Annotated in this window: 14 protein-coding genes and 1 pseudogene; 3 read left to right on the top strand and 12 right to left on the bottom strand. The window is 52.1% G+C overall.

Going from position 1 to position 10,965, the window contains the following annotated elements; genetic code table 11:
- Positions 1-337 precede the first annotated feature (337 nt).
- Together OGV38_RS22120 and OGV38_RS22115 are read left to right on the top strand one after the other, a co-directional pair.
- Entirely contained in the window at positions 338-1,669 is a 1,332-nt protein-coding gene (locus OGV38_RS22120) for an SLC5/6 family protein (RefSeq protein WP_016157542.1), read from the top strand.
- A 24-nt stretch (positions 1,670-1,693) separates the two neighbouring features.
- Positions 1,694-3,004 carry an L-cysteine desulfidase family protein gene (locus OGV38_RS22115; protein ID WP_049040349.1) on the top strand — a complete coding sequence of 437 codons (1,311 nt, stop codon included), beginning with the start codon at positions 1,694-1,696 and terminating at the stop codon, positions 3,002-3,004.
- Between the two features lie 53 nt (positions 3,005-3,057).
- Here the strand turns inward: OGV38_RS22115 and OGV38_RS22110 are convergent, their stop codons facing one another.
- A complete protein-coding gene (locus tag OGV38_RS22110; protein WP_286475015.1) occupies positions 3,058-3,207 on the bottom strand; it encodes a protein YhaL in 150 nt (49 codons plus the stop codon).
- Between the two features lie 26 nt (positions 3,208-3,233).
- Positions 3,234-3,935 (bottom strand): pirin family protein, encoded by a 702-nt coding sequence (locus OGV38_RS22105; RefSeq protein WP_269518994.1) that lies wholly within the window; start codon positions 3,933-3,935, stop codon positions 3,234-3,236.
- Positions 3,936-4,039: 104 nt separating this feature from the next.
- On the opposite strand from OGV38_RS22105, the gene yhaJ reads away from it, so the two are divergent.
- On the top strand, positions 4,040-4,936 hold the full coding sequence (gene yhaJ / locus OGV38_RS22100; protein ID WP_016154624.1) for a DNA-binding transcriptional regulator YhaJ: 897 nt from the start codon (positions 4,040-4,042) through the stop codon (positions 4,934-4,936).
- A gap of 64 nt (positions 4,937-5,000) precedes the next feature.
- Here yhaJ and OGV38_RS22095 read toward each other — a convergent pair whose 3' ends face one another.
- The 10 genes and pseudogenes from OGV38_RS22095 to exuR all read right to left on the bottom strand — a co-directional run bounded on the left by OGV38_RS22095 (position 5,001) and on the right by exuR (position 10,841).
- Entirely contained in the window at positions 5,001-5,366 is a 366-nt protein-coding gene (locus OGV38_RS22095) for a DUF805 domain-containing protein (protein WP_016154623.1), read from the bottom strand.
- A gap of 124 nt (positions 5,367-5,490) precedes the next feature.
- Positions 5,491-6,477 carry a glutathionyl-hydroquinone reductase YqjG gene (gene yqjG / locus OGV38_RS22090; RefSeq protein WP_286475012.1) on the bottom strand — a complete coding sequence of 329 codons (987 nt, stop codon included), beginning with the start codon at positions 6,475-6,477 and terminating at the stop codon, positions 5,491-5,493.
- Between the two features lie 71 nt (positions 6,478-6,548).
- Positions 6,549-6,941, bottom strand: a complete 393-nt coding sequence (locus OGV38_RS22085; protein WP_003024847.1) for a DoxX family protein — start codon at positions 6,939-6,941, stop codon at positions 6,549-6,551.
- A gap of 174 nt (positions 6,942-7,115) precedes the next feature.
- On the bottom strand, positions 7,116-7,415 hold the full coding sequence (locus OGV38_RS22080) for a YqjK-like family protein (RefSeq protein WP_003024845.1): 300 nt from the start codon (positions 7,413-7,415) through the stop codon (positions 7,116-7,118).
- On the bottom strand, positions 7,415-7,810 hold the full coding sequence (locus tag OGV38_RS22075) for a phage holin family protein (RefSeq protein WP_049268716.1): 396 nt from the start codon (positions 7,808-7,810) through the stop codon (positions 7,415-7,417). Before OGV38_RS22075 ends, OGV38_RS22080 begins: the two co-directional genes overlap by 1 nt.
- Before the next feature lie 2 nt (positions 7,811-7,812).
- Positions 7,813-8,118, bottom strand: coding sequence for an ElaB/YgaM/YqjD family protein (locus OGV38_RS22070; RefSeq protein WP_003024832.1), 306 nt, complete (start codon positions 8,116-8,118; stop codon positions 7,813-7,815).
- A gap of 33 nt (positions 8,119-8,151) precedes the next feature.
- Positions 8,152-8,520, bottom strand: a complete 369-nt coding sequence (locus OGV38_RS22065) for a DUF1090 domain-containing protein (RefSeq protein ID WP_286475009.1) — start codon at positions 8,518-8,520, stop codon at positions 8,152-8,154.
- 147 nt (positions 8,521-8,667) lie between these two features.
- On the bottom strand, positions 8,668-9,036 hold the full coding sequence (gene mzrA, locus OGV38_RS22060; protein ID WP_029139667.1) for an EnvZ/OmpR regulon moderator MzrA: 369 nt from the start codon (positions 9,034-9,036) through the stop codon (positions 8,668-8,670).
- 18 nt (positions 9,037-9,054) lie between these two features.
- Positions 9,055-9,717: a DedA family general envelope maintenance protein YqjA gene (gene yqjA, locus OGV38_RS22055; RefSeq protein ID WP_003024820.1), complete on the bottom strand. Its 663-nt coding sequence runs from the start codon at positions 9,715-9,717 to the stop codon at positions 9,055-9,057.
- A 348-nt stretch (positions 9,718-10,065) separates the two neighbouring features.
- Positions 10,066-10,841, bottom strand: a pseudogene (gene exuR / locus OGV38_RS22050) (transcriptional regulator ExuR).
- Positions 10,842-10,965: the final 124 nt, after the last annotated feature.

Raw genomic sequence — 10,965 nt, 5'->3', positions numbered from 1 at the left:
CGCTTCAGAAAAGTGATACCACTGAGGTGAACGGAACCCTGAGCCGAAATCACATGTTCTCCATAATGCTTAACTGACTGGCATTACATGTTAGTGCGCCTTTTTTGTTGTGATCTGCTTCAAATATAGAAATTCAATTCTTTATATGAAAATAAAAGAGAAAATATTTCTTAACTTTTAGAAATTACAGGGGTTTGTTTGTGAAGTTTTTCTCTGATCCTGCGCGTATGATTTCCTCATTACTCCAATAGCTCACCTGCACCGTAGTACTGCGTATCGCATTGAGGCAGTACGAAAAAAATATAAAAACCTCTACCTACACATTGAGCGGAAAATTATGGAAACGGCAACGAATAACAGCGTAATACTCGACGCATCTGCTCCGGCACGTCGGGCGGGAATGACCGAAAGTGAATGGCGCGAAGCCATTAAATTCGACAGCATGGACACCGGCTGGGTCATTATGAGTATCGGTATGGCAATTGGTGCGGGGATTGTTTTTCTTCCCGTCCAGGTGGGTTTGATGGGGCTGTGGGTGTTTTTGCTCTCCTCTATCATCGGCTACCCAGCCATGTATCTGTTCCAGCGTCTGTTTATTAATACGCTGGCTGAGTCCCCTGAGTGTAAAGACTACCCGAGCGTGATCAGCGGCTATCTGGGTAAGAACTGGGGCATCCTGTTAGGTGCGTTGTATTTTGTGATGCTGGTTATCTGGATGTTCGTCTATTCCACCGCCATCACCAACGATAGCGCCTCCTACCTGCATACTTTTGGTGTTACTGAAGGGTTACTGTCCGACAGCCCGTTCTATGGCCTGGTGCTGATTTGCATCCTGGTGGCTATCTCGTCCCGCGGGGAAAAACTGCTGTTTAAAATCTCCACCGGTATGGTACTGACCAAGCTGCTGGTGGTGGCGGCGCTTGGCGTGTCGATGGTTGGGATGTGGCATTTATATAACGTAGGTTCACTGCCGCCGATGGCACTGTTGATCAAAAACGCGATTATCACGCTGCCGTTTACCCTGACTTCGATTCTGTTTATTCAGACCTTAAGCCCGATGGTTATCTCCTATCGTTCTCGCAATAAATCCATTGAAGTGGCACGCCATAAAGCCCTGCGAGCCATGAATATTGCGTTCGGTATTCTGTTTGTGACCGTCTTTTTCTACGCCGTTTCCTTCACGCTGGCGATGGGCCATGACGAAGCGGTTAAAGCTTATGAGCAGAACATTTCCGCTCTGGCGATTGCCGCGCAGTTTATCAGCGGCGCGGGTGCTGGCTGGGTGAAAATCGTCAGCGTTATTCTGAACATCTTTGCCGTAATGACCGCTTTCTTCGGCGTTTACTTAGGGTTCCGTGAAGCCACTCAAGGGATCGTGATGAACGTGCTGCGCCGCAAAATGCCAGCCGAGAAAATCAATGAGACCCTGGTTCAGCGCGGCATTATGGTTTTCGCTATCCTGCTGGCGTGGGGAGCCATTGTGCTCAATGCGCCGGTACTGAGCTTCACTTCTATTTGTAGCCCTATCTTCGGCATGGTGGGATGTCTGATCCCGGCCTGGTTGGTCTACAAAGTTCCTGCACTGCACAAATACAAAGGCGCTTCCCTGTATCTGATTATTGTCACGGGCCTGCTGCTGTGCGTTTCTCCGTTCCTGGCATTTTCCTGAGATATCTGAGCAAAGGTTGTTGTTATGTTTGAGACTACATTGAATCCATTATGGGATAGTTTTATCCGCGCGGTGCAGGAAGAAGTTAAGCCTGCGCTGGGCTGCACGGAACCTATCTCTCTGGCTCTGGCGGCAGCGGTCGCCTCCTCTGAGCTGGACGGCGCGGTTGAACGCATTGATGCGTGGGTCTCACCGAACCTGATGAAAAACGGCATGGGCGTTACCGTGCCGGGTACCGGAATGGTTGGGCTGCCTGTCGCGGCGGCACTGGGTGCGCTGGGGGGAAATGCCCACGCCGGTTTAGAGGTACTGAAAGACGCCTCGCCTCAAGCGATTGCCGATGCGAAAGCGATGCTGACCGCCGGGAAGGTCGCGGTGATGCTGCAGGAGCCATGCGAGGACATCCTTTTCTCCCGTGCGAAGGTTTATAGCGCTGAAGGATGGGCGTGCGTGACGATTGTTGGTGGTCATACCAACATTGTGCACATTGAGACCAATAAGGGCGTGGTGTTCACGACAGAACAGAACGCTCAGGAAGAGGAGCAGGACTCACCGCTGGCGGTATTGTCCCACACGTCGCTGGAAGAGATTCTGGCGTTCGTGAACGCGGTACCGTTTGAGTCAATCCGCTTTATTCTCGATGCGGCGAAACTGAACGGTGCGCTGTCCCAGGAAGGGCTGCGCGGTAACTGGGGCTTGCACATCGGAACCACGCTTGAGAAGCAGTGCGCGCGTGGCCTGCTGGCGAACGATCTCTCCACCTCTATTCTGATCCGCACCAGTGCAGCATCGGATGCGCGAATGGGGGGAGCGACGCTTCCGGCAATGAGCAACTCGGGCTCTGGTAATCAGGGGATTACCGCGACCGTTCCGGTAATGGTGGTGGCTGAGCACTTTGGTGCGGATGAAGAGAAACTGGCGCGTGCGCTGATGTTGTCTCACCTGAGCGCTATCTACATCCATCATCAGCTTCCGCGTTTGTCTGCATTGTGTGCGGCAACCACGGCGGCGATGGGCGCCGCGGCGGGGATGGCGTGGATCGTTGATGGTCGCTACAACACCATCGCGATGGCAATCAGCAGCATGATTGGCGACGTGAGCGGAATGATTTGCGATGGCGCCTCAAACAGCTGCGCGATGAAAGTTTCAACCAGCGCATCTGCGGCGTGGAAAGCGGTGCTGATGGCGCTGGATGATACTGCTGTGACCGGCAATGAAGGGATTGTGGCGCACAACGTGGAGCAATCTATCACGAACCTGTGTGCGCTGGCGTGTCGCTCGATGCAGGAAACCGACAAGCAGATCATTGAGATCATGGCCAGTAAGGCACATTAATCTGCAGGCCGGGTAAGGCGGAATCGTCCCCGGCATAACTCTAAGCCGCCTTTTCAGGCGGCTTCTTCGTCTTCCAGCCGTAGCTCGGCATCCGCCACAATCGCTTCCAGCTCTGTCAGAATTTCTTCATAGCCGAAGGTCACAGTATCCTGTTTTTTCGGCTCAACCTGCGGCTGGCGTTTTTTGGATGATTTCTTGCTCAATAGTCGTACTCCATTGTTTTCCCTGACTATACGGGCAAATCTATCAGCAAAGCGCGCAGCGCGGTATCGGCGACTAACGTTATGTTAGTTTCGTCACGAATAAATGCGCCATCGCCGCAGGTGAGCGCTTCTTTTTCGGCGCCAGATGTCACCGCATGGAATCTGCCGTGGATCGACTGTAAGTAAGCCCGCGGCCCATGTAACTGAAAACTCTGCGATTCACCTTGTTGCAGTTCAACGTGGTGCACCCATACCTGTTGACGCAGATGCAGGCTGCCTTGTTCTCCATCCGGCGAGGCGAGCAACTGATGCTTACCGGCATTCAGCGTGGCTTTCTGTACGCAGGCGTTTTCGCGCTGCGGGCAGGCATCCAGCCAGAGCTGCATTCGGGTTAACGGTTTATCTTTGCTGATATTGTGTTCGCTGTAGCTAATTCCCGGCTGTGTGGCGAGCAGTAAAACTTCTCCTGCCTTGGCCTGGATATGGTTACCTTCACTGTCGCGATACTCCGCTTCCCCTTCGAGGATCAGATTGACGATATCCACCTTCGGATAGGTACGTGGCTGGAAAGAGGCTCCCGGTGCCAGAACTTCCTGGTTCAGAACACGCAGCGAGGCATAACCCAGCAGTTTAGGATCAAAATAGTGTCCAAAGGAGAAGGTATAACGGGCCTGCAGCCAGCCGTAGTCTGCTTGCCCGCATTGTTTGGCTGTACGGGTAGTAATCATAGTTCTTGACCTCTCTTTACTTCCTTTTATGTTAAATGGCTAGACGCTGCATTGTTAGCCAGATATTCTGCCCGGTATGTTCAAATTTCCTGAATGAGAACGAGATGGCCAAAGAAAGGGCTTTAACGCTTGAGGCGTTACGCGTCATGGACGCAATAGACCGGCGTGGCAGCTTTGCCGCCGCAGCGGACGAACTGGGGCGCGTTCCTTCCGCGCTCAGCTATACCATGCAGAAGCTGGAGGAAGAGCTGGACGTCGTGTTGTTCGACCGTTCAGGTCATCGCACAAAATTCACCAACGTCGGGCGTATGCTGCTGGAACGTGGGCGTGTACTGCTGGAAGCTGCGGATAAGCTGACTACCGATGCCGAAGCGCTGGCTCGCGGTTGGGAAACGCATCTGACCATCGTCACCGAAGCGCTGGTGCCGACGGCGGCGTTTTTCCCGCTGATCGACAGACTTGCCGGGAAGGCCAATACCCAGCTTTCCGTTATTACCGAAGTTCTGGCCGGGGCGTGGGAGCGTCTGGAGCAGGGGCGGGCGGATATCGTGATTGCGCCGGATATGCATTTTCGCTCATCTTCGGAAATCAACTCGCGCAAGCTGTACTCGCTGATGAACGTATATGTGGCGGCCCCGGATCATCCAATTCATCAGGAGCCGGAACCGTTATCGGAAGTCACCCGCGTGAAGTACCGTGGAATCGCGGTGGCGGACACGGCCCGCGAACGCCCGGTGCTGACGGTTCAACTGCTTGATAAACAGCCGCGTCTGACGGTGAGTTCGATAGAAGATAAACGCCAGGCGCTGTTGGCCGGCCTTGGCGTGGCGACGATGCCATACCCGCTGGTGGAAGAGGACATTGCGGCGGGTCGGTTGCGTGTGGTTAGCCCGGAATCGACAAGCGAAATTGATATTATTATGGCCTGGCGTCGAGACAGCATGGGCGAAGCGAAATCCTGGTGTTTGCGGGAAATTCCCAAGCTGTTTGCGGGTAAATAGCAGGGCTGTTACGCCGGATGCGGTGCAAATGCACCTTATCCGGCCGACAAGATGGTGTATTACATCAGGACAGTTGTTTAGGGTCAGCGCCGAAGCGGTTGCTCCCCTGAGTCCCATTTTGACAGTTGAAAATGATGATTACCAACCAGCCTACGATCGGGATCAGCAGCACCAGTAGCCACCAGGCCGAGCGGTCGGTGTCATGTAAACGCCGGAACTGCACCGCCCACCACGGGATAAAGACCAGAACCCCATAAATCGTCGTTAATATGCCTTCCCCTCCGGCGCGTTCCCAGCCAAGCATTCTGTCCAGAATGCCCAGCACGAACGTAAAGATGATGTTGACCAGCACAAACATCCAGTATTCTTTACGACGCGCGCGGCCCCCAAAACCAAAGTAGTTCTTTAATACGTTTAAATACCAATCCATTTTTGCCTCGTTCTGTATTCAATTACTTGTTTTTAAAGCAATCAAATTAAGAATAGCCGTGAATGGAATGCTGGTAAATATTTGCTGTATTAATTATTTGGCCCCCAAAGGGGACCCGTGTAAATCAGGCAAAACGGTCTTCACGCCCGTGGGGTTCGTTGAGGTCCTGCCACGGTCCGACAGAAATAATGCCGGTCGGGTTAATGGTTTTGTGGCTACGGAAGTAGTGATTGCGGATGTGATCGAAATTATCGGTCTCCGCAATGCCTGGCATCTGGTAGATATCGCGCAGGAAACCGTACAGGTTCAGATAGTCGCTAATCCGGTGTTTGTCGCACTTGAAGTGCGTCACATACACAGGATCAAAGCGCACCAGCGTGGTCCACAGGCGAATATCGGCCTCTGTTAACTGGTCCCCGGTCAGGTAGCGATGTTGCCCAAGGATCTGCTCCAGTCGCGCCAGAGATTGAAAGACTTTTTCTACCGCGTCGTCGTAGGCTTCCTGACTGGTGGCAAATCCGGCTTTATACACGCCGTTATTGACGTTGTCATAAATCCAGCCGTTGAGCTCGTCGATTTTAGTTTGCAGAGCGGGTGGATAGTAATCCCCGGCTTTCGCGCCCAGCGCATCAAACGCAGTGTTAAACATACGGATGATATCTGCAGATTCGTTGCTGACAATGGTGTGGTTCTTTTTGTCCCACAGCACCGGAACGGTCACCCGACCGCTGTAGTGCGGATCGGCGTGTAAATAGAGTTGATAAAGAAATTCGTGCTGATACAGGGTATCGCCGGTTGCCGCCGGGAAGTTATCGTCAAAGGTCCAGCCGTTTTCCAGCATCAGCGGATGCACAACGGAAACGGAAATAAACGGTTCCAGCCCTTTGAGTTTACGCAAGATCAGCGTGCGATGCGCCCACGGACAGGCCAGAGAAACGTAGAGATGATAGCGGTCTTTTTCGGCGGCGAAACCCCCTTCGCCCGTTGGACCCGGTGCGCCATCCGCGGTGAGCCAGTTACGGAAAGCTGATGCAGAGCGTTGAAATTTTCCCCCGGTTGATTTGGTGTCATACCAGGTGTCATGCCATACGCCGTCAATGAGTTGTCCCATGTTTTCGCCTCCTCAGATAGCAAAAGCGAGGAGATGTCTCCTCGCTTTTTGATGCGTTTAGTATAGCTCGCTTACCATTTTTTATTCAGTACACGGTCGATGCTGAATGCGCCCGGACCGGTGATAGCCAGCAGCAGGAAGCCGCCTGCGATGGTCAGGTTTTTCATAAACATCAGAGAGTTCACACCTTCCGCAAAGTTGCTGTGGAAGAGGAACGCCGTCAGCAGCGTGAAGCCCGCGGTGAACAGCGCGGTAGTGCGGGTCAGGAAACCAAACAGGATGGCCAGACCGCCGCCAAACTCAAGCAGGATAACCAGCGGTAACATAAATCCTGGGACGCCCATGGCTTCCATGTACTGTTGGGTACCCGCATATCCGGTGATTTTTCCCCAACCTGCGGTAATAAACAGGATTGGCATCAGAATGCGCGCTACCAGTACACCAACATCTTCTAATTTCTTCATCATACTCTCCAGGAAACCACTCAGGCGGCTTATTGTGTTTTTTTGTGCAACGACGTCGCAGAGTGCGTCGTTGCTGTCGATGGAGAGAATCATAAACGCGGCTAATGACAATTGTTAGCAAGGAAAACTGTCAGAAATTTTCAAAAAATTTGAGGTTAGGGGGGGGAGAGGTGATTAGCCGCGCAGTTGCTGTTGTCTGATGGTCGATTTAACCAGACGCCAGATGCTCCACACGCTGAAGCCGCGTTTAGCCCAGCGTACCAGCAGATTCGGGTTACGAATGGTGCGAACCGCCATAATACTGCTTCCGACCAACACCCAGCCACGCAGGTTCAGCAGCGTCTTCCAGCCACGATCGTAAACTTCGGTGGCTTCCAGCCAGTCGCGGCGAGTGGCCGACAGATCCAGCCGTTGCTGCTGGATCTGTCCAAGCAGTTGCGCCTTACGTTGTTGACGTTCGACTTTACTGCTCATTATGCATCATCCTCCAGGGCCTGCCTGTCGTTAGCGAGTTCATTGCGCGTATGGCGTAGCAGCGTTGTTTTACGCGCTTTACTCAGCGTCCATAGCCCGCCGATAAGCGCAAAAAGCAACAGCACAACGGTGGTGGCAATCATGGCGTTCAGGCGATACTGCGGGTCTATGGCCCAGATGATAAGCACCATCAGGCTCATCAGACCAAACGCCGCGAACAGCATGGTCAGCCCAAGCATCAGCAGGATCTGGATGAGATTGGCTTTTTCCTCTTCCAGCTCAACGACGGCCAGCCGCAGCCGCGTCTCTACGATCTCAACGAGAATCGTCAGGATCCGCTGTCCAATACCCAGTACGCCTTTGCCTGGACCTTGTGCGTGTTGAGAGTCTGCCATTATTAACGGCGCGACAGCAGTACACCAAGTACCACACCGACTGCAGCGCCAATGCCGACGCCTGTCCATGGGTTTTCGCGTACGTAGTTATCGGCTTTTGCCGCGGCCTCACGGGTCTGTTTGGCAATCACATCGCTGGTTTCGCTCAGACGATGGCGGCTCTCGCGTAACGCATGTTCGGCTTTACTGCGAATTTTACTCATCTCTTCCTTCGACTTATCGCCAGAGGAGCTAAGTACTTCTTCAAGCGTATCCGCAAGAGATTTCAGCTCAGCGCGCAGGTTTTCCGTAGCATTATCTTTCGACATAGTTTTCTCCAGTTGAGTGGCTAGTTACCGTACTTAGTAATCGCGTGTCTCGAGTTCTTTCAGCTCTTGCTGAGCTTCAGCAAGCTTATGTTCGCGCTTGGCTATCTTATCCGCATCGCCTTTTTGCTTCGCCTCGGCCAAATCACGTTGACGCTCGGCTATCTCATTTTTCTGCTCGGCGATTTTTTTCTGATGGTCGGCGCGCAGTTTGCTGTCAGTACAATTTGCCCGAACTTCTCTCAGCGCTTTGTTCAGACCATTGATGCGGTTTTGATTGTTGTGCTTTTCGGCATAGCTTATCTCCCGCTGAATATCCTGTTCTTTTTCCTGACAGAGGGTGAAGGCGTAACTGCCGGCACTGAGAGCGAAAAGACTAATTGCTAAAGCGATGCGGTATTTCATTCTTGAACCTTCCATTGTGATTCGACCTTGTGGCTTTGGCCGATGCTCCAGAATAATAAAGCAATGGGTCATAAACCCAGTTTATTAATCATAGGCGCTAAATGATGAAATCACCAAAGTGAGTGATCTAATTCAGATTCCTGGAGATTAACCAAAACGGTGCGGGGTATCACGTAAGCGGGATAACCACTGTACCGCCTGATTATCATCATCCTGCTGAGCAATAACGAAACCGTGCGGTAACGTTCGGTCCAGCACGACCTTTGCGGCTGCGCTTTGCGCGCTGGAATCAAAGGTGATCAGCAGCGCGTCATTTTGCGGAGTAATGCTTTTAAAGCGAATGCCGTTGGCGTCCAGGTGATGCCAGATAGAGAAGCCATCAGGCATGGTGGCTCCCTGGTTTACAGCACGAATGGCAAGCGTTGACTCCTGCTGGCGGATGACCGACCAGGTCAGGAGCAGCGCGCCGATAAACAGCATAAAAGTAGTCGTCCAGGCCAGTCGTCGGAGTGTTATGCATGATTTCAGCATAATTTACCCTCGGTTCCCGTATTTCTTTTTCCAAAGCACAACCAGTGAACCTGCCAGACCAAACACCAGTAACACCACGGGAAGCAGCATCAGACAAGACATCAGCTGATCTTCATATTTGAGAAACACTGGCGTTTTGCCCAGCAGATAGCCAAGCGTTGTGAGAATCAGAACCCAAAGCAGTCCGCTCATCCAGTTAAAGAACTGAAAGCGCGCATTGTTCAGACCGGACAATCCTGCGATGGTCGGCAGTAATGTTCTGACAAACGCGATAAAGCGACCGACCAGCAGGGCAGACAAGCCATGCTTATGGAACAGATGATGTGCGCGCTGATGGTAGTGCGCGGGTAGATGAGATAGCCAGTTTTGAACGGTGCGGGTATTTCCCAGCCATCTCCCCTGGATATAACTGAGCCAGCAACCCAGGCTGGCCGCGGTGGTGAGCAGCAGTACCGTTTGCGGAAAACCCATCGCGCCTTTAGCGATAAGTACGCCGACCAGTACCAGTAGACTGTCGCCAGGTAAAAAGGCTGCTGGCAGCAGTCCGTTTTCCAGAAACAAAATGGTAAACAGTACGAAATAGAGCATGCCAATCATGGAGGGATTGGCCAGCGTTTCAAAATCCTGAGCCCATAAAGCATTCAATAATTGAGTCAGTAGTTCCATTCAATATTCCTGGAGAATCGGTTGTCGTCATGCCGGTATTCTGGAGTTTGTAACGCCGCAATTTTATTGGTGTTTTTTACATGGATCGCGGTCTGACACAAATTCACGGCCTGAACTATTCCCTGTAAAGTTGTGAAGTAAGCAAGCTCTCAAACACAAAAATTCAAATAACAACTAATTGTAACAAAGGTCAACGTAGTCCGTTATAGAAATTACGGGTGTTGTCCTGTGATTTTGCTTATCGCAATGGAGGGAGGCGAGAGGATTTACACAGGCTGACACTTTATACCTAATGCTTACCAAGCGTCAGAAACAGGCGCTTTGTCGCGCCTGCATCGTTAAGATTGTTTATTTTGCGCCGTTAGCTGCCGTATCGAGATGAATGACGGGATTATCGGTAAAAAGATAACGGTCTGCGTTGAATTCAAAATCATCGCTGGTTTCGTTAAACAGCATCTGCTTTGTGTTCTCAAGATGCTGCCACATCGCCAGTTTGGCGGCGTGTGGATCTTTGCGAATCAGCGCCCGCAGGATCTGGTCATGGTCGTCGCACCAGTTATCTACCGTACGCAGGTCGATGTGGTCGTGCAGCTTCTTCCAGTAGGGGTTGTGAATACGCTGAGTCCACATTTTTTCAACAATCGCGGCCAGGGCAGAGTTCTGTGTTGCCAGCGCGACCTGCACATGGAACAGGAGATCCCACTCGGAGTCACGAAAGCTTTTTTCGTTACGCGACTTCTCCTGAATTTCCATCAGTTTCATGATGTCCTGTTTGGTCACCTGGGTGGCGGCAAACTCGGCAATGTTGCTTTCTATGAGCTGGCGAGCCTGGAGCAGCTCAAACGGACCGTAGCTGGCGAACTCCAGACTTTCATCTGGCGCGACATAGTGTTTGGGTTGGTTTGAAATGACGTGGATCCCCGATCCTTTACGCACTTCAACGTAGCCCTCAACCTCGAGCATGATAATCGCTTCACGAACCACGGTGCGGCTGACATTTTTTCATCGGCGATAAAGCGCTCGGCGGGGAGTTTGTCACCCACCAGGTAGACACCCTGCTCAATGCGTTCTTTCAGATCAGCGGCAAGTTGTTGGTACAAACGTCGTGGTTCGGTGATTTCCATATGCGCTCCAGGCATGATACGGCAGACTCTATTTGTTATACCACTTTTGCGATTACGGCTCCACTCGCGGCGATAAAAAAGCCGCCAGATGACTGGCGGCTTAGCATTACATAACCTTGTTAAA

It is taken from the genome of Citrobacter sp. Cb080, from assembly GCF_030334745.1.
GTDB classification, from domain to species: Bacteria; Pseudomonadota; Gammaproteobacteria; order Enterobacterales; family Enterobacteriaceae; genus Citrobacter; species Citrobacter braakii.
Note: the sequence above shows the minus strand (reverse complement) of the source record. Positions and strands in the feature narration are given on the sequence as shown.

Excerpts from the sequence above, each read along its gene's own strand:
- OGV38_RS22120 (WP_016157542.1), top strand. The coding sequence starts at position 338 with ATGGAAACGGCAACGAATAACAGCGTAATACTCGACGCATCTGCTCCG.
- OGV38_RS22115 (WP_049040349.1), top strand. The coding sequence starts at position 1,694 with ATGTTTGAGACTACATTGAATCCATTATGGGATAGTTTTATCCGCGCG.
- OGV38_RS22105 (WP_269518994.1), bottom strand. The coding sequence starts at position 3,935 with ATGATTACTACCCGTACAGCCAAACAATGCGGGCAAGCAGACTACGGC.
- yhaJ (WP_016154624.1), top strand. The coding sequence starts at position 4,040 with ATGGCCAAAGAAAGGGCTTTAACGCTTGAGGCGTTACGCGTCATGGAC.
- OGV38_RS22095 (WP_016154623.1), bottom strand. The coding sequence starts at position 5,366 with ATGGATTGGTATTTAAACGTATTAAAGAACTACTTTGGTTTTGGGGGC.
- yqjG (WP_286475012.1), bottom strand. The coding sequence starts at position 6,477 with ATGGGACAACTCATTGACGGCGTATGGCATGACACCTGGTATGACACC.
- OGV38_RS22085 (WP_003024847.1), bottom strand. The coding sequence starts at position 6,941 with ATGAAGAAATTAGAAGATGTTGGTGTACTGGTAGCGCGCATTCTGATG.
- OGV38_RS22080 (WP_003024845.1), bottom strand. The coding sequence starts at position 7,415 with ATGAGCAGTAAAGTCGAACGTCAACAACGTAAGGCGCAACTGCTTGGA.
- OGV38_RS22075 (WP_049268716.1), bottom strand. The coding sequence starts at position 7,810 with ATGGCAGACTCTCAACACGCACAAGGTCCAGGCAAAGGCGTACTGGGT.
- OGV38_RS22070 (WP_003024832.1), bottom strand. The coding sequence starts at position 8,118 with ATGTCGAAAGATAATGCTACGGAAAACCTGCGCGCTGAGCTGAAATCT.
- OGV38_RS22065 (WP_286475009.1), bottom strand. The coding sequence starts at position 8,520 with ATGAAATACCGCATCGCTTTAGCAATTAGTCTTTTCGCTCTCAGTGCC.
- yqjA (WP_003024820.1), bottom strand. The coding sequence starts at position 9,717 with ATGGAACTACTGACTCAATTATTGAATGCTTTATGGGCTCAGGATTTT.